Source organism: Streptomyces sp. NPDC047002, assembly GCF_040704505.1.
In the GTDB taxonomy this organism is placed as follows: Bacteria; Actinomycetota; Actinomycetes; order Streptomycetales; family Streptomycetaceae; genus Streptomyces.
In genome coordinates this window covers 151,652-169,104 of the sequence record NZ_JBEYWC010000005.1, presented here as the reverse complement: position 1 = coordinate 169,104, position 17,453 = coordinate 151,652, and the positions used below count along the sequence as shown (strand labels likewise).

Genomic DNA, 17,453 nt, shown 5'->3' with positions numbered 1-17,453 from the left:
TACCCGATCTGCCCGATGGACGCGTCAGCCGGAGGAGAGAGGGGTCCTGTTCGACTGTCGAGTACAGCCATTCATTGTGCCACACGTACGGAGCAGGGCCGTACGCGCTCCCGGGGCCTCGCCGCATGGCCGGACGGCCGGTGGACCCGGCCGCCCGGCCCCGGACGAGGAGTCGCGGGAGCGCTCGCGCGTGCGGCGCTCCCGCGTCAGCCCGCGGCGGCGACGACGTCCTGCGCCTCGGTCTCCGGGATGCGGAAGGGCTTGCCGCAGCCGCCGCAGACGATCGGCGCCTGCGCGAGGACGGACGGCACGACGCGGACGTTGCGCCCGCAGTCGCAGACCGCCTTCACCCGCACACCGCCGCCCGATGAGCCGTGCCGTGCGGCGGGCCCGCGGAAGCTGCGCTTGGTGTCGCCCGCGGTGGCGGCCAGATGGGCTTTGAGCGCCCGCTGGAGGCGCTCCGTCGTCGGGCGGTAGCGCCGCTTCGCCTCGGGGGTGAGCGCGACCAGCGAGAAGCCGCTGCTCGCGTGCGGCTCCTCGGGGTGGTCGAGGCCCATCTCCTCGGCGATCGCGAGGAATCGGCGGTTGTGGTAGCGGCCGGCGCGCGAGGTGTCCCGCACTCCTCGCGCGGCGGCGATGCCGTGGACCGCTTCGTGAAGCAGTCGCTCGAAGGAGAGCTCGGCGCCGCAGGCGGACGAGGACTCTCCGATCAGGGACTCTGGCGCGGCGAGATCCGGCAGCTCGGGGTGGTACCGCTGAATGTCGGCCCACGCCTGCGCCAGCTCTGCGGCGAGAACAGGTGGTGTCGTGCTCACGTCGTGTACAACGATCAGAATCGCCGCCGGGTTCCATTACGGGGCATCCCAATTAATTTGCCCGTACCCGTCAGTTGCCGTGGATGCGCGCCGACGAGGGCAGGTGCGCCGAACTGTGGATAACTCTCACAGCTCACACCAAGGCGGTACGTAGCGACCGCTACGCAGCGGCGCGTAGCCGTCGTACGCACAGCCCTGCCGCCGCCCGGGCCCCGGCTCTCCGACGCGGGGGCCCGGCTCGCGGTTCCCGCGAGTTTCCGGCGACAGGCCCGCGGGCGGCTCAGTAGGCGCGGGCGACCAGGGCGACCGTGCCGGGGGCGTCGTCGGAGCCCGGCACGGAGCCGTCCTCGCCGACGAGGCAGCGCACGGTGACGCCCTGCTCGGCGAGCTTGGCCTCGCCCTCCTCGCCGAGGTCGGCCCAGGGGATGCGCGCCCAGCCGGTCGCCGCGGCCTCGACGGCCTCGTCGACCGTAGCCACGTCCGCGGTGCGCGCCTCGCGGCGCTCCCTGGACTCGCGCAGCAGCTGCGCCTGGTCCTCCTCCAGGAGTCCCGGCAGCAGCCCGGGCAGCGCGTCGAGGGCGACGGACTCCTTGCCGCCCGGGATGCGGCGGGCCAGCATCGCCGTGCCGGCCGCCACGTCGCGCGGGCCGATCTCGACGCGTACGGGCACGCCCTTGAGCTCCCAGTCGACGGCGCGGCGGCCGAAGGGGGTGTCGGTGCGGTCGTCGACCTGCACGCGCAGGCCCGCGTCCTTGAGCCGGGCGCCGAGGGTGCGCGCCGCGTCGAGGACGGCGTCGTCCTCCTTGATCGCGAGGACGACGACCTGGGTGGGCGCGAGGCGCGGCGGGACCCGCAGGCCGCTGTCGTCGCCGTGCGACATGATCAGGCCGCCGACCATGCGGGTGGAGGCGCCCCAGGAGGTCTGCCAGACCAGCTCCTGGGTGCCCTCCTTGGAGAGGTACTGGGTGTGGAAGGCCTTGGCGAAGTTCTGGCCGAGCTCGTGCGAGGTGCCCATCTGGAGGGCCTTGCCGTCGCCCATCATGCCTTCGAGGGTGAGGGTGTTGACGGCGCCGGCGAAGCGCTCGCGGCGGGTCTTGCGGCCGAGCACCACGTCCACGGCGAGCATGTCGAACATGAACTCGCCGTACACGTTCCGGTGGATGTGCGCGGCGAAGTCGCGGGCGTCCTCGTAGGTGGCGTGGGCGGTGTGGCCCTCCTGCCAGAGGAACTCGGTGGTGCGCAGGAAGACGCGGGGGCGCAGCTCCCAGCGGACGACGTTGGCCCACTGGTTGATGAGCAGCGGGAGGTCCCGGTAGCTCTGCACCCACTTGGAGAAGTACTCGTTGATGATCGTCTCGGAGGTGGGCCTGACGACGACCGGCTCCTCGAGCTCCTTGCCGCCGCCGTGGGTGACGACGGCGAGCTCGGGCGCGAACCCCTCGACGTGCTCGGCCTCCCGCGTCAGGTACGACTGCGGGATGAAGAGGGGGAAGTACGCGTTGGAGACCCCGGCGTCCTTGATGCGGGCGTCCATCTCGGACTGCATGCGCTCCCACAGCCCGTACCCGTACGGCCTAATCACCATGGTGCCGCGCACGGGGCCGTTGTCGGCCAGCTCGGCCTTGTTGATCAGGTCCTGGTACCAGCGGGGGAAGTCGTCCGCCCGCGGTGTGAGTACGGGTGCCTTTGCCATGGCGGGCATCGTACGGCCGCGGCGTGGCGAAGCCGCAATCGGCCCGGAGCCGGGCGGCGAACGCCCCGGACACGAACAGTTTACGTGTCCCCCACTGGACGCGACCGCCGATGCGCAGTTCCCTGGCATACGGGGGGATGTGGGTGCGTACACACACGGAGGATGCCCGGCAGGGCACGACCGACCTCTCGGCGGATTGGGGCGCTTTCATGACACGCACGCTCGTCGACGACCACAGGCAGCACCGGACGAGGGACCGGGGCGCGGCCCCCGCCCCCGCGGACATCAGTCCGCGCGCCCGCGACTGGGCGGAGATCCAGGAGCGGATGCTGGTGCCGCTGTACGAGGCGGTCTACGAGCGGCTGGAAGTGCGGGAGGGGACGCGGCTGCTCGCCCTCGGCTGCGGCTCCGGGCTCTCGCTGCTGATGGCGGCGACGCTGGGCGCCCAGGTCACGGGGGTGGACTCGGACGAGGAACTGCTCGCGCTCGCCGGGGAGCGGCTGCGCGCCGGGCACGGCGCCGCACGCCGGCTGCTGCCCGCCGACCGGCTGGCGGAGGCGGAGGAGCCCGAGGCGGCGCCGTACGACGTGGTCACGGTCTTCCGCCCGGTGGGTTCTGTGGCGGGGGACACCCTGAGCCCGGTGCCCGCGCTGCGCGCGGCGCTGCCGCTGGCGCGGCGGGGCGCGCCGGTGGTGCTGGCCGGCTGGGGCCCGCCCGAGCGGTGCGCGGCGTCCGGGGTGCTGGGGGTGGCGGGGCGGCTGACGGACCGGCTGCGCAAGGGGACGTGGCGGCCCGCACACCGGGACGACCTGGAGGACGTGGCGGCGCGTGCGGGGCTGCGGCCCGACGGCTCGGGGCGGGTGGCCTGCCCGTTCGGGTACGCGGATCTGGCGAGCGCGGTGCGCGGGATGCTGTCGACCGGCGCGTTCGACGGAGCGGTGCGGGCCACGGACCGGCGCCAGGTGGAGAAGGAGATAGCCGAGGCGCTCCACCCGCATCTGCGCAAGGACGGCACGGTGTGGCTGCCGAACGTGTTCCGGTACTTGATCGCCCGGGTGCCCTGACCTGCACGCTCTCTTCGACTTAAGCGCCATGTGAATATTCCGGCCCGACGACCCTTGCCAGTATCCGGGATTCTGGTTACTGTCGCCGCGTGACCGGACTTGACGAGCGTTTCCTGACGCGCAACGGCCTTGCCGCGCGGCAGCTCGCGGTTCTCCTGCTGAACCACGAGCCGGAGACGCGGCTGCCCCGCGTGCGCGACTTCGCGCAGGAGCTCGGCGTGGGCAACGGCACCGTGCAGGCCGCCCTGCAGCTGCTCGAACAGGCCCAGGCCATCGAGACGACGGCGCGGGGCCACCTGGGCACGTTCCTGGTCCGCTCGGACCGGTCCATACTCTGGCGGCTCTCCGGCCTCGGCACCCTGCTCGCCGCGATGCCGCTGCCGTACTCGCGGCGGTACGAGGGCCTCGCGACGGGGCTGCGCGCCGCCTTCGAGGTGGCGGGCGCGCCCTTCGCGATCACCTTCATGCGGGGCGCGGGGGCACGCACGACGGCCCTGCTCGACGGCAAGGTCGACCTGGTGGTGCTCTCGCGCTTCGCGGCCGACCGGCTGATCGAGGAGCACCCGGTGGAGCTGGTGGCGGACCTCGGGCCCGCCACCTACGTCGGGGCGCACGGCCTGCTGGTGCGCCACGGCCTCACCGCGGACACGCCGGGGCTCAGGGTCGCGGTGGACCACGCGTCGGAGGACCAGCGGATGCTGGCCGAGCGGGTGTTCGCCGGGCGCGCGGACGTCACCTGGGTCGAGGCGTCGTACATGCAGCTGGGCGAGGTGTTCCAGCACGACCTGGCGGACGCCACGGTGTGGAACCTGGACGAGGCGCTCGGCCGGCTCGGGCCTGGGGTCGACGTGCTCCCGCTGGGCGACGAGGTCACCCGCGATCTGGCCCTGCGGAATTCGAGCGCCGCGGTCATCGGCAGGACGGACGGCGCGAAGGCGCTGGCCGCCGTGCGGGACACGCTGGACTTCACGGCGGTCACCCGGTGCCAGACCGAGGTGCTCCAGGGGGAGCGCACGCCCTGGTACTGACGGGCGCGCACGGCGCGCCCGCTTCGGCAGGGCCGAGGCGTAGGCTGAAAATACAGAATACGGGTTACTGAACAATCCGGTGCGGCGCCCCGGCCGCCCGCCCGCCGCGCACAACCGGTCAGAAGGAGGAAGGACACACCATGGACGACCAGCTCGCCCTCCGTATCCGGCTGTTCCGCGAGAGCGGCCAGGTGCGCCCCGAGGTCGCCGCGTTCGTCACGGAGGAGCTCGCGGCCCTGGCGGCCGGCGGGCACACCGTGACCGAGGACACGGCGGGGATGCTCACCAGCCACCTGATGATGGCCCTCACCCGCCTCCTCGACGGCGAGCCCATCGCCGCCTTCACCACCGACGAGCAGGTCGCCGACGAGCTCGCGGACCACCCCGAGGCAGTGGCGCGGGCCCGGGAGATCTCCGGCCGCGCCGAGCGCGCGCTGGGGGCCGCCCTGCCCGAGTCCGAGATCAACTTCCTGGCGCTGCACCTGGCGGTGCTCGCCCAGCACTCCCCCGCCTGACCGCAGGCGGCGCCCGCTTCCCGGCCCGCAAGGACCGGGCACGACCAGAGAAGGAACCAGCCATGACGAAGATCCTGACCGGCGGCGTCGGCAAGACCGAGGTCGCCAGGACCGTCTCGGACCTCGGGCTCGACGGCCTCACCATCACCGCGTCGAGCGACATGGACGCCGCGATGAAGCTGCGCGCCGGCCAGGCCGACTACTACCTGGGCACCTGCCACACCGGCGCCGGCGCCTCCCTCGGGGTGCTGCTCGGCCTCGTGGGCGCCGCCAAGTGCCACACGTTCGGCCGCTCCGTGCCGACCGAGGAGCAGATCACCGCACTGCTCGCCGAGGGCAAGACGGTCTTCGGCTTCGCGATCGACCAGATCGACGTCATCGCCCCGCTCATGGCACGCGCCATCGCGGCGCGGGGCTGACCGCCCGAGACACGACAGGGCACTAAGGAGTGAGCCCCGTGAACACAGTGCTGGCAGCCGGCACCCAGCTGGACTTCTCGCTGACCCAGAAACTGACCGTCATCGTGCTGGCAGCGCTGACCGCGCTCATCTCGCACATGGCGCTGGCCGTCTTCAACGACGGCACCCGCCCCTTCATGCTGGAGTTCATCCAGGGACGCGCCACGCGCGCGGCGACCGCCGCTGTCGCGTTCGGGCTCTCGGCGGGCTTCATCTTCGGCCTGGGCGCGCCGATGGCGCTCTCGTCCGGGGTCCTCAACCCGTGGCTGCTGTTCCTGCCCACGGACATCCTCGGCATCCTGGCGTTCCGCAAGTGGCTCGCGGTGCTGCTCGGCGGCGCCTGGGGCGCGCTCGTGGTCTTCGGGCTCAACGGCGCCAACGACGTGGCGCACAAGCTCCCCGTGGACTTCCTGACCGCGATGCAGCAGATGTCCACGCCGATCCTGTTCCTGTTCACGCTGTTCCCTGTCATCGCGGTGGCCAAGCAGTTCGGCAGGGTGCGCGGCGGCATCACGGCCGTCGTCGAGCTGGCGTTCGTGATCCTCACGATGAAGCTGTGGCCGAGCGTGTTCGCCGGCTCGCTCGCGATGGCCGCCGGTGTGCTGATGCTCATCGGGTTCGCCGTGCGCAAGGACCTGGTCCAGCGCGCGGCCGACCGGGCGGCCGAGGCCGAGGCGGCGGCCGGCGAGCACCCGTCCGACGGCTCCGGCGGCGGTGCGGGCGCGCCCGCACCCGCGGGCGGCGGGGGCGTCGCCACCGCCGCGGCGCCCGCCGAGGACGTCGACCTCGAAGACCCGATGGCGTCCCTGTTCAGCGCGAGCGCCACCCGGCTGCGCCGGTACCTGCCGCTGTTCATGCTCCTCGGCGCGGGCGTCTGCCTCATCGCGCAGATGCACATATTCGGCGGCGGCGAGGCGACCAGCTTCCTGATCGCGAAGGGGCACATCAGCGAGGCGGCCCAGGTCGACTTCTACCGGGTGTTCGGCTTCATCCCGCTGATCGCGACGACGGCGCTGGCCTCCGGCACGTACGGCATCGCGGGCCTCACGCTGGTCTACCCGATCGGCTACCTGATGCCGAACCCGGTCCTCGCGGCCGTGGCGGGCGCCGTGGTGCTCGCCCTGGAGATCCTCGGCCTGTCCTCCATCGGCAAGGTGCTCGGCAAGCTCCCGAGCGTCCGCGACTCCTCCGAGCACCTGCGCAGCGCCATCACGGACACCCTGCAGCTGGCCATCCTCTTCGGCTCGCTGCTCGCGGCCAACGTGATGGGCGGCGGCCTCGGCATCCTCGTCGTCGGCGGCCTCTACCTCATCAACGAGGCGATGGGCAGGCCCGTGGTGCGGATGGCCGCGGCACCCGCGGCGGTGATCGTCGGCGGCATCCTCCTCAACGTCCTGTACTGGCTCGACCTGTTCACCCCGGTGAAGGGCTGAGGCACGCCCGTCTCAGGGGCCGGGGCCCCGCGCCCCGGCCCGGAAAGGCACCCGCACCATGCAGCACCACCTGCGCACCGTCGCCGGCCCGCTGGCCGCGGACCGGATCAGGGGCCCCGTGCTCGCCCACGAGCACCTGGTCCTCGACCTCGACCGGTCGGGCGACCGGGCCGCCGTCCTCGACCCGGCGGCCCACGCGCCCGCGGTCACCGGTGAACTGTCCGCCCTGCGCGACGCGTTCGGCCTCAGTGCGGTGATCGAGCTGACCTGCCGCGGCATGGGGCGCGACCCGCGCGCCCTGGCCCGGATCTCCGCCGAGGCCGGCGTGGCCGTCGTCGCCGCGACCGGCTGGTACTACGAGCCCTTCCACCCCGCCGAGGTCGGCGGCGCGGACCCGGGACGGCTCACCGACATCCTGCTCGGCGAGATCGAGCGGGGCCTCGAAGCCGGCGGCGCCCCGACCGGCGTACGGCCTGGCGTCATCGGCGAGGTCGGCAGCCACGGCGACGCGCCGAGCCCGGCCGAGGCCCGGGTGCTGACCGCCTCGGCACGCGCCGCGGCGGCGAGCGGGCTCTCGCTCGCCACCCACGCGCAGCTCGGCCGCGGCGGCCGGGCGCAGCTGGAGATCCTCACCGCTGCGGGGCTCGCGCCGCACCGGGTCTCGATCGGCCACCAGGACCTGCTCGACGACCCGGCCGTGCACCGCGCGCTGGCCGCCGAGGGCGCCTATGTCGCCTTCGACACCGTCGGCAAGGAGAGCTACCAGAGCGACGGCACCCGGCTGCGGCTGCTGCTCGACCTGCTGGAGGCGGGCCACGCCGACCGGGCCCTGCTCAGCTGCGACATCTCACGCCACGGCTATCTGGAGTCGGAGGGCGGCCAGGGGTACGGGCACCTGTTCCGGTCCTTCCTGCCGAAGGCGCGCGCCGCGGGCGTCGACGACGACCTCGTGGACCTCATCACGCGCCGCAACCCCCTGCGCTTCCTGACCGGCGCAGACGTCGAGGAGATCTGACATGCCCCAGGGCACACCCCCCACACCCCCCACACCCCCGGCCTCCCCTTCGTCTTCTTCCGAGGCGCCCGCAGGCGCGCGGGACGTGCGGCTGCCGCCGACGGCGCCGCTGCCGACCGTGCCGGTCGAGGACGCCGTACGCACCCAGTTCAGGCTGCTCGAACAGACCGCGGCACACTTCGAGGGCCCGCAGCTGTTCGAGGCGGACACCGGCGTCGTGCCGGGCCTCGGCAGGCCGCGGACGACGGCCGGGGTCGAGGCGGTGCTCGCCGCCTTCCTCGGCGCCGACGACGCGGCCCTCGTGCAGGGCGCGGGCACCGGCGCCATCCGGGCCGCGCTCCAGGCAGCCGTCTCCCCCGGCGAGGCGCTGCTGATCCACCGCGCGCCGGTCTACCGCACCACCGCCGTCACCCTGCGGGGCCTCGGCGTGCGCACCGCCGAGATCGACTTCAACGACGGCGCGGCGCTCGCCGAGGCGCTCGCGGGTGGCCGCTTCCGCTGGGCGTACGTGCAGCACAGCCGCCAGCGCCTCACCGACTCCTACGACCCGGCCGAGGTGCTCGCCGCGTGCGCGGCCGCCGGCGTGCGCACCCTCGTCGACGACAACTACGCCGTGCTGCGCGTGCCCGCCTGCGGCGTCGAACTGGGCGCCGACGCCTCCTGCTTCTCGCTGTTCAAGCTGCACGGCCCGGAGGGCGTCGGCGCCGTCGTCGGCTCCCGCGACCTGGTGGAGCGCGTGCGCGCCGACAACTACTCGGGCGGCGGCCAGGTCCAGGGCCACCAGGCGCTCGACGCGCTGCGCGCCCTCACCCACGTGCCCGTGCTGTGGGCCGTCCAGTCGCGGGTGGGCGCCGAGGTCGCCGAGCGGCTGGCCGCGGGCGAGGTGCCGGGCGTGCGGGACGTGCGCCTGGCCAACGTGCAGGACCGCTGCCTGATCGTGCTGCTCGACCGGCCGGTCGCACGGCAGCTGCCCGCCGTCGCCGCCCGGCACGGCGCCGCGCCCTACCCCGTGGGCTCGAACTCGCGCTACGAGATCGCCCCGCTCGTCTACCGCATGTCCGGCTCGTCGCTCGACGACGCCCCCGAACTCGCCGACTGGGCCGTACGGATCAACCCGATGAGGGCCGGCGCGGACCTCGTGATCGAGATCCTCCGCCGCTCCCTGCACGACCTGAAGGGCTGACCGTGTTCCTCGACACCGTCCTCACCCGCAATGCCTCCCTCGTCGACACCGCGGCGGCCCTGCACCGCTCGGGCGCCGTGCCGCCCGACACGTACGTGCTGGACGCCGATGCCGTCGAGGCGAACGCGGCGCTGCTCGCAGCCGAGGCCGACCGCCTCGGCCTCACCCTGTGGTTCGTCGTCAAGCAGATCGGCCGCAACCCCGAGCTGATCAGGGCCGTGTCCCGGCACATCCCCGAGTTCGCCGCGATCGACCCGGCGGAGGCCAGGCTGCTGCACGCGACCGGCGCACGCGCGGGCAACCTCGGCCACCTGGTGCAGATCCCGCCGCGCGACCTGCCGGAGATGCTGGCCTGGCGCCCCGAGGCCGTCACGGTCTTCGACCTCGCCAACGCGCGGGCCGTCTCGGACGCGGCCGCCGCGCTCGGCACGGTCCAGGACGTCCTCGTACGCCTCGAAGGCGCGCCCGGTTCGGTCTATCCGGGCCAGGAGGGCGGGGTGCCGCTCGACCGGCTCGACGCGTTCGCCGCCGAGGCCGAGCGGCTGTCCGGCATCCGGCTCGCCGGGGTCACGGCCTTCCCGTGCGTGCTGTGCGACCCGGCCACCGGGCGGCCCGCCCCCACGCCCACCTTCGAGCTCGCCGTCAAGGCGAAGGCGCTGCTCGCGGCGCGCGGCCACCGCGACGTGAAGCTGAGCGCGCCGAGCGCCACGTCGATGGCGACGCTGCCGCTGCTGGCAGAACTGGGCGCCACCCACGGCGAGCCGGGCCACTCCCTCACCGGCACGACCCCGCTGCACGCGCTCGACCCGCACCAGCCGGAGCAGCCCGCGTACGTCTACGTCACCGAGGTCGCCCACACGCTGGCCGACGGCCGCCCCGCGCTGCACGGCGGCGGGTTCTACGCGCGGGCCGGCATCCGCGAGGCGCTGCTGCCGCGCAGCGGTGCCCGGCTCGCCGTGCAGCCCTCGCCGGCCGAGAACATCGACTACTACCGGCTGCTCGACGCGCCCGCGCTGCCCGACGAGGCGCGCGTCGGCGACACGGCCGTGCTGGCCTTCCGCACCCAGATCTTCGTCACCCGCTCGACGGTGGCCGTCGTCTCCGGGCTGTCGGCGGGCGCACCGCGGCTCACCGGCCTGTACGACGCGCGCGGCCGGGCGCTGTAGCGGCAGGGGAAGGAGCACTTCGCATGAGCAGGACCGTCATCGTCGTCCTCGACGGCTTCGGCATCGGGGCCATGCCGGACGCCGGGGCGCTGCGCCCCGGCGACCTGGCAGCCGACACCTGCGGGCACGTCCTCGACGCCTGCAGGGCGGCCACGGGCCGGGCGCTGCGGCTGCCGGGACTCGGGGCGCTCGGCCTCGGCGTCGTGCACCCGCACCCCGACCTGGCGCGCGCGACCCCGCTGCCGGTCTCGGTGGGCAGGGCCGCGCTCGGCTATCCGGGCGCCGACACCTTCGCGGGCCACCAGACCATGATGGGCGCGGACTTCAGCCGGGTGACGGTGGCGCGCCTCGCCGAGCACCTGCCGGAGGTCACGGCCGCGCTGAAGGCGGCAGGGCACGCGGTCACCCCGCTCGACGGCAGGCCGCTGCTGGTCGTGGACGACGCGGTGCTCGTCCACGACAACCTGGAGGCGGACCCCGGCATCAACTGGAACGCCTCGGGCCGCATCGACGACCTGCCCTTCGCCGACATCCTCGCCGTCGCCCGCACGGTGCGCACGGTGGCGCCGGTCGCCCGGGTGATCGCCGTCGGCGGCCACGCGGACGGGCCACTGCCCCGCTTCGTACGGGACGGGGACGGCGGCACGGTCGGCCTCGACACGCCCGCCACCGGCTTCTACCGCAACGGCGGCCTCGAAGTGCACCACCTGGGCGCCGCGTTGGACCACAGCCGGCAGCTGCCCGACCTGGCGGCGCGCTCCGGTATCCCGGTGACTTTGGTCGGCAAGGCGGCGGACATCCTGGTCTGCGAGGCCGCGGAGCGGCGGCCCGCCGTGGCGACGGCCGAGGTCGTCGCGCACACGCTTCAGGCCGTACGGGGCGCGGGACGCGACGCGCTCGTCGTGGCCAATGTGCAGGAGACGGACCTCGCGGGCCACCAGCAGGACGCGGCGCGCTTCGGGCGGGTGCTCGAAGAGGCCGACGCGGGCCTGTTCGAGCTGCTCGGGCTCCTCGACGCGCCGGGCGACCGGCTGATCGTCACCGGGGACCACGGCAACGACCCCACCATCGGGCACGCCTACCACACCCGGGAGTACGTGCCGGTGCTGGTCCACCGCCCCGGCGGCAGCGGCACCGAGATCCGCGGGGACGCGCCGACCCTCGCGGACGTCGGCGCGACCGCGGCGGCCGCGCTCGGCCTGGACGCGGGGGCGCTGGCGAACGGCTCGGCCGGCCGCTGACAGCCCGCACACGGGGCGCCCCGCGGGATCCCTCCCCCGGGGCGCCCCGTGTGCGGGCCGGTGCGGCTCAGCCCATGAACTTCTTGAACTCGTCGGGCAGTTCGAACTTCTCGGGCTGCTCCTGCGCGGCCCCGCCGCCGAGGGCAGCCTGCTCCTTGCGGGCCAGCGCGGCCTGCTCGTCGGCCTTGCGCTTCATCGGGTTGCCCGAGCGCTGCTTGCCCTTGGCCTGCTTCTGCTTCTTCTTCTGCCGGCCGGGGCCGCCGCCCATGCCCGGCATCCCCGGCATCCCCGGCATGCCGCCGCCCTGGGCCATCCGCGACATCATCTTGCGCGCCTCGAAGAACCGCTCCACCAGGTTCTTCACCGCGCCGACCTCGACGCCGGAGCCGCGGGCGATACGGGCGCGGCGCGAGCCGTTGATGAGGGTGGGCTCGGCGCGCTCGCCCGGCGTCATCGACTTGATGATCGCGGCCGTGCGGTCCACGTCCCGCTCGTCCAGATTGTTGATCTGGTCCTTCATCTGCCCCATGCCGGGCAGCATCCCGAGCAGCTTGGACAGCGAGCCCATCTTCCTGACCTGCTCCATCTGGGACAGGAAGTCGTCGAGCGTGAACTCCTTGGGGCCCTTGGCCAGCTTGGCGGCCATCTTCTCGGCCTCGGCCTGGCTGAAGGTCTGCTCGGCCTTCTCGATCAGGCTGAGCAGGTCGCCCATGTCGAGGATGCGGGACGCCATGCGGTCCGGGTGGAACGCGTCGAAGTCGTCCAGCTTCTCGCCGTTGGAGGCGAACATGATCTGCTTGCCGGTCACGTGCGCGATGGAGAGCGCGGCACCGCCGCGTGCGTCACCGTCGAGCTTGGAGAGGACGACGCCGTCGAAGCCGACGCCGTCGCGGAAGGCCTCGGCGGTGTTGACCGCGTCCTGGCCGATCATCGCGTCGACGACGAAGAGGACCTCGTCGGGCGAGACGGCGTCGCGGATGTCCGCGGCCTGCCGCATCAGCTCCTGGTCGATGCCGAGGCGGCCCGCGGTGTCCACGATCACCACGTCGTGGACCTTGTCCCTGGCGTAGGTGATCGAGTCCTTGGCGACCTTCACCGGGTCGCCCACGCCGTTGCCCGGCTCCGGCGCGTACACGGAGACGCCGGCGCGCTCGGCGACGACGGAGAGCTGGGTGACCGCGTTGGGCCGCTGGAGGTCGGCCGCCACCAGCAGCGGCGAGTGGCCCTGCTTGCTCAGCCAGCGGCCCAGCTTGCCGGCGAGCGTGGTCTTGCCCGCGCCCTGGAGGCCCGCGAGCATGATCACGGTCGGCGGCTGCTTCGCAAAGCGCAGCCTGCGGGTCTCACCGCCGAGGATGCCGATGAGCTCCTCGTTGACGATCTTGACGACCTGCTGCGCCGGGTTCAGCGCGCGGGAGACCTCCTCGCCTGCCGCGCGCTCCTTGATCTGCTGGATGAAGGCGCGCACGACGGGCAGCGCCACGTCGGCCTCGAGGAGGGCGATACGGATCTCGCGTGCCGTGGCGTCGATGTCCTCCGGGCTGAGGCGCCCTTTGCCCCGGAGGCTCTTGAAGGTGGCTGCGAGGCGGTCGGAGAGAGTGTCGAACACGGTGGTCGCGAATCCTCGGCTAGGGGACGGGCGGACAGGCTGCCCTCCAGGGTATCCGCAGCGGCGCACAACCCGTCCCCAGCCCGTTCCGATCACCCCGGGGCGGGCCCAGAGGGGATCGGAACGGGCTCGGAACGGAGGGTCAGGCCGCGGTGAGCGCGGACTCGACGCGCTTGGCCACCATCTCCGCGTCCTCGGGGCTCAGCGGGGTGCCGTCGGGGCGCGTCACATAGACGGTGTCGACGGCGTTCGCGCCGAGCGTGGAGACATGGGCGCTGCGCACCCGCACGTCGGAGGCTTCGAGGGCCCGGCCGATCCGGTGCAGCAGGCCGGGGGCGTCCTTGGCCCGCACCTCGATCACGGTGGCCTCCTGCGAGGCGGCGCCCGCGACGGTCACCCGGGGCGGGGGCGCCTTGGCGCCGCGCCGCCTCGGGTAGGCGGCGTCGCGCTCGGCGAGCCGCGCGGCGATGTCGAGGGTGCCGTCGAGCGCCCGTACGAGGTCGGCGCGCAGCCGCGCCTCCTCGGGCAGCGAGCCGTAGGCCGCGGCCACCCGCCAGCTCAGCAGCAGCACCTCGGTGGTGGCGCCCGAGTCGCCGATGCCGGTCGGCAGCTCCACGGCCCGCAGGTCGGCGGCGCGCACGGTGAGCCGGTGCAGCGCGAGCACCCCGGCGGCGGCGGGCAGCACGCCCGGCCGGTCGGGCAGCGCGATGTGCAGCTCCACGCCGACGGGCTCCGGCGCGGCCTCCTCTGCGGCGGCCGCCTCGGGTTCGGGCTCCGCCTGACCGCGTTCCGCGCGCAACGCGACCACGGGGCCGCCGGTGCGCAGCGCCTCGACGGCGAGCCGCTCCTGCTGGGCGCTCGGCGCGCCGGGCGCGGGGCGCTCCACCGGCTCGCCCACGAGGGCGGCGCCGACCCGGGCCACCAGGTCGGCGACGAGCCCCGCCCGCCAGGCGGACCAGGCGGCGGGTCCGGTGGCGAGGGCGTCGGCCTCGGTGAGCGCGTGCAGCAGTTCGAGGGTGGTGCGGCCGCGCACGTGCCGGGCGACGGCGGCGACGGTCGCCGGGTCGTCCAGGTCGCGCCGGGTGGCGGTCTCGACGAGCAGCAGGTGGTGGCGGACGACGGTGGCGACGACCGCGGTGTCCTCGGCGCCGAAGCCGACGCGCGCGGCCACGTCGCGCGCGATGGTCTCGCCGACCACGGAGTGGTCGCCCGGCCAGCCCTTGCCGAGGTCGTGCAGCAGGGCGCAGATCAGCAGCAGGTCGGGGCGCGAGACGCGGCGGGTCAGCGAGGCGGCCCTGACGGCGGTCTCCACCAGGTGCCGGTCGACGGTCCAGGTGTGGACGGGGTTGCGCTGCGGCCGGCAGTGGACGCGCTCCCAGTCGGGCAGCAGGCGGGTGACGAGCCCCTCGGCCTCCAGGGCCTCCCACACGGCCACCGTCGGCTCGCCCGCGCCGAGCAGCGTGACCAGTTCCTCGCGGGCCTCGGCGGGCCACGGCACCGGCAGCGGGGGCGCGGCGGCCGCGAGCCTGCGCACCGCGTGCGGGGAGATCGGCAGGCCGGCCTGGGCGGCAGCGGCGGCGGCGCGCAGCGGCAGCACCGGGTCGCGCTCGGGCCGCGCGGCGCGGGCCAGCACGGCCTCGCCGTCCTGCTCGACGACGCCGTCGGCGAGGGGGACGCGCTCGGCCGCCGGCTTCTGCCCGACGCCGAGCATGGCGCGCAGCCGGGGCCGCGCGGCCCGCGCCCCCAGGACCCTGTGCACCTCGCGCCAGGTGACGTCGGAGGCGTACGAGATGGTGCGGGCCGCCTCGTACACCTGGCGCAGCAGCGCGTCGGCGTCGGGGAGTTGCAGCGCCTGCGCGACGGCGTCCTGCTCCTGGAGCGCGAGCCGGTCGGTGGCGCGCCCGGTGGCCAGGTGGAGGGTGTCGCGGACGTCGAGGAGGCGGGTGCGGGCCTCGGCGAGCCCGGCGCGCGGCGCGTCGGCGAGCCAGGACGCGGCGACGGCGCGCAGGGCGGTGGCGTCGCGCAGGCCGCCACGCGACTCCTTGAGGTCGCCTTCGAGGAGGAACTGCAGCTCGCCGTGGCGCTCGCCGCGCTCCCTGCACAGCTCGGCCAGCGCGGGCAGGCGCTTGGCCGCGTTGTTGCGCCAGTCGGCGAGGACGGTGGTGCGCAGCTTGGTGAGGAGCCCGAGGTCGCCTGCGACGAGGCGTGCGTCGAGCAGCCCGAGGTGGACCTTGAGGTCCTCGGCCGCGGTCCTGCGGGCCTCGGCGGGCGTGCGCACGGAGTGGTCGAGGGCGAGGCCGAGGTCCCAGACGGGGTACCAGAGGCGCTCGGCGAGCGCGGCGACGGCCCCCGCGGGCGCGCCGTCGTGGAGCAGGAGCAGGTCGAGGTCGCTGCGCGGGGAGAGCTCGCCGCGCCCGTAGCCGCCCACGGCGACCAGGGCGGCGCCCCGGACGCCGGTGTGCGCGGCGGCCGCGTCGAAGAGGCCCTTCAGCCAGCCGTCGGTGAGGCCGGAGAGCGCCTCACGACGCGGGCGGCCCGGCCGCGCCTCGTCCTGGAGGAGGCGCAGCCGGGCTGCCGCGTAGCTGGTGCCCTGGTCGGGCGAGGACCGGTCCTCAGAGGGCATCGGGGCCGCGTTCGCCGGTGCGTACCCGTACGGCGGTCTCGACGGGCACGGTCCACACCTTGCCGTCGCCGATCTTGCCGGTGCGGGCGGCCTTCACGACGACCTCCACGACCTGCTCGGCGTCGTCGTCCTCGGCGAGGACCTCGATACGGACCTTGGGGACGAGGTCCACGGTGTACTCGGCGCCCCGGTAGACCTCGGTGTGCCCGCGCTGGCGGCCGTAGCCGCTGGCCTCGGTGACGGTGAGGCCCTGGACGCCGAACGCCTGCAGCGCCTCCTTGATCTCGTCCAGCCTGTGCGGCTTCACGACGGCGGTGATGAGCTTCATGCGTCCACCTTCGGGTTGGCCGCCGCGGCGGTCGGGTCGGCTGCGGGCACGCTACTACGCTGCACCGCCGCGCCGCCGACGCCCGAGTAGTCGTACGCGGACTCGGCGTGCTGCGTCATGTCGAGGCCGGTGACCTCGTCCTCCTCGGAGGCACGGAAGCCGATCGTCTTGTCGACGAGCTTCGCGAGCAGCCAGGAGACGACGAACGAGTAGGCCATCACGGAGAAGGCCCCCGCGGCCTGCTTGCCGAGCTGGGTGAGGCCGGCGGCGCCGCCGGTGGCGAGGACGCCGACGAGCAGCGTGCCGATCACACCGCCGACGAGGTGGACGCCGACGACGTCGAGCGAGTCGTCGTAGCCGAACTTGAACTTGAGGCTGACGGCAAAGGAGCAGATCGCACCGGCGACGACGCCGATGAGCAGGGCTCCCCAGGCGTTCACCGCCGCGCCTGAGGGGGTGATGGCGACGAGGCCCGCGACGGCGCCCGAGGCGGCGCCGAGGGTGGTGAACGCGCCGTGCCTGATGCGCTCGTAGGCGAGCCAGCCGATCATCGCGGCAGCGGTGGCGATCTGGGTGTTGAAGGCCATGTTGGCCGCGGTGCCGTCGGCCGCGAGCTCGGAGCCCGCGTTGAAGCCGAACCAGCCGAACCACAGCAGGGCCGCCCCTATGACGACGAGCGGCAGGCTGTGCGGCCGCATCGGGTCCTTCTTGAAGCCGATGCGCTTGCCGACGACGAGGACGGCGGCGAGCCCGCCGATGCCCGCGTTGATGTGGACGGCGGTGCCGCCGGCGAAGTCGATCACGCCGAGCTTGAACAGCCAGCCGCCCGACTGCCAGACCCAGTGGGCGATGGGGAAGTAGACAAGGGTCACCCACAGCGCGATGAACAGGGTCCAGGCGGTGAACTTCACCCGGTCCGCGAGGGCGCCGCTCATCAGCGCGGGCGTCAGGACGGCGAACATCAGCTGGAAGAAGGCGAAGGCGAGCACGGGGATGCCGCCCTTGCCGGTCAGCGTCTCGGGGCCGATGCCCTTCATGCCGAGGTGGTCGAGGTTGCCGAGGAGCCCGACACCGCCGAGGTCGTCACCGAAGGCCAGCGTATAACCGTAGAAAACCCACAGGACGCTGACCACCGCCAGCGAGATGACGGACATCATCAGCATGTTGAGGGCGCTCTTGACCCGCACCATGCCGCCATAGAAAAACGCCAGTCCCGGCGCCATCAGCATGACGAGCGCTGCACTGATCAATACGAACGCGGTATCTGCACCATTCAAGGCCGGCG

Annotated in this window: 15 protein-coding genes; 9 read left to right on the top strand and 6 right to left on the bottom strand. The window is 73.9% G+C overall.

Annotated features, from left to right (window positions below; translation table 11 throughout):
- Window positions 1-206 precede the first annotated feature (206 nt).
- Both AB0910_RS07695 and proS read right to left on the bottom strand, forming a co-directional pair.
- Window positions 207-815: a hypothetical protein gene (locus AB0910_RS07695; RefSeq protein ID WP_345653168.1), complete on the bottom strand. Its 609-nt coding sequence runs from the start codon at window positions 813-815 to the stop codon at window positions 207-209.
- A gap of 280 nt (window positions 816-1,095) precedes the next feature.
- A complete protein-coding gene (gene proS, locus AB0910_RS07690; RefSeq protein ID WP_366743607.1) occupies window positions 1,096-2,508 on the bottom strand; it encodes a proline--tRNA ligase in 1,413 nt (470 codons plus the stop codon).
- Window positions 2,509-2,717: 209 nt separating this feature from the next.
- On the opposite strand from proS, the gene AB0910_RS07685 reads away from it, so the two are divergent.
- From AB0910_RS07685 to AB0910_RS07645, 9 genes are all read left to right on the top strand, one after another.
- Complete coding sequence (locus AB0910_RS07685) at window positions 2,718-3,572, top strand: methyltransferase domain-containing protein (RefSeq protein WP_366743606.1); 855 nt, start codon at window positions 2,718-2,720, stop codon at window positions 3,570-3,572.
- 89 nt (window positions 3,573-3,661) lie between these two features.
- Window positions 3,662-4,600 (top strand): GntR family transcriptional regulator YhfZ, encoded by a 939-nt coding sequence (gene yhfZ / locus AB0910_RS07680; protein WP_366743605.1) that lies wholly within the window; start codon window positions 3,662-3,664, stop codon window positions 4,598-4,600.
- 140 nt (window positions 4,601-4,740) lie between these two features.
- Complete coding sequence (locus AB0910_RS07675) at window positions 4,741-5,115, top strand: PRD domain-containing protein (RefSeq protein ID WP_366743604.1); 375 nt, start codon at window positions 4,741-4,743, stop codon at window positions 5,113-5,115.
- Window positions 5,116-5,177: 62 nt separating this feature from the next.
- Window positions 5,178-5,534, top strand: coding sequence for a DUF2620 domain-containing protein (locus AB0910_RS07670; protein WP_366743603.1), 357 nt, complete (start codon window positions 5,178-5,180; stop codon window positions 5,532-5,534).
- A 38-nt stretch (window positions 5,535-5,572) separates the two neighbouring features.
- The gene (locus AB0910_RS07665) at window positions 5,573-7,006 is read left to right on the top strand and encodes a YhfT family protein (protein WP_366743602.1); all 1,434 of its coding nucleotides are present in this window, start codon (window positions 5,573-5,575) and stop codon (window positions 7,004-7,006) included.
- Between the two features lie 58 nt (window positions 7,007-7,064).
- Window positions 7,065-8,021: a phosphotriesterase gene (locus AB0910_RS07660; RefSeq protein WP_366743601.1), complete on the top strand. Its 957-nt coding sequence runs from the start codon at window positions 7,065-7,067 to the stop codon at window positions 8,019-8,021.
- 85 nt (window positions 8,022-8,106) lie between these two features.
- Window positions 8,107-9,204, top strand: coding sequence for an aminotransferase class V-fold PLP-dependent enzyme (locus AB0910_RS07655; protein ID WP_366743600.1), 1,098 nt, complete (start codon window positions 8,107-8,109; stop codon window positions 9,202-9,204).
- A 2-nt stretch (window positions 9,205-9,206) separates the two neighbouring features.
- Entirely contained in the window at window positions 9,207-10,370 is a 1,164-nt protein-coding gene (locus AB0910_RS07650; RefSeq protein WP_366743599.1) for an alanine racemase, read from the top strand.
- Window positions 10,371-10,393: 23 nt separating this feature from the next.
- Entirely contained in the window at window positions 10,394-11,611 is a 1,218-nt protein-coding gene (locus AB0910_RS07645; protein WP_366743598.1) for a phosphopentomutase, read from the top strand.
- A gap of 67 nt (window positions 11,612-11,678) precedes the next feature.
- Here the strand turns inward: AB0910_RS07645 and ffh are convergent, their stop codons facing one another.
- The 4 genes from ffh to AB0910_RS07625 form a co-directional block, all read right to left on the bottom strand.
- Window positions 11,679-13,217 (bottom strand): signal recognition particle protein, encoded by a 1,539-nt coding sequence (ffh, locus tag AB0910_RS07640; protein ID WP_366743597.1) that lies wholly within the window; start codon window positions 13,215-13,217, stop codon window positions 11,679-11,681.
- Between the two features lie 142 nt (window positions 13,218-13,359).
- Window positions 13,360-15,840: a [protein-PII] uridylyltransferase gene (locus tag AB0910_RS07635; protein WP_366743596.1), complete on the bottom strand. Its 2,481-nt coding sequence runs from the start codon at window positions 15,838-15,840 to the stop codon at window positions 13,360-13,362.
- Window positions 15,830-16,168: a P-II family nitrogen regulator gene (locus AB0910_RS07630; protein WP_345653134.1), complete on the bottom strand. Its 339-nt coding sequence runs from the start codon at window positions 16,166-16,168 to the stop codon at window positions 15,830-15,832. Before AB0910_RS07630 ends, AB0910_RS07635 begins: the two co-directional genes overlap by 11 nt.
- Window positions 16,165-17,445 (bottom strand): ammonium transporter, encoded by a 1,281-nt coding sequence (locus AB0910_RS07625; RefSeq protein ID WP_366743595.1) that lies wholly within the window; start codon window positions 17,443-17,445, stop codon window positions 16,165-16,167. Before AB0910_RS07625 ends, AB0910_RS07630 begins: the two co-directional genes overlap by 4 nt.
- Between the last annotated feature and the right edge of the window lie 8 nt (window positions 17,446-17,453).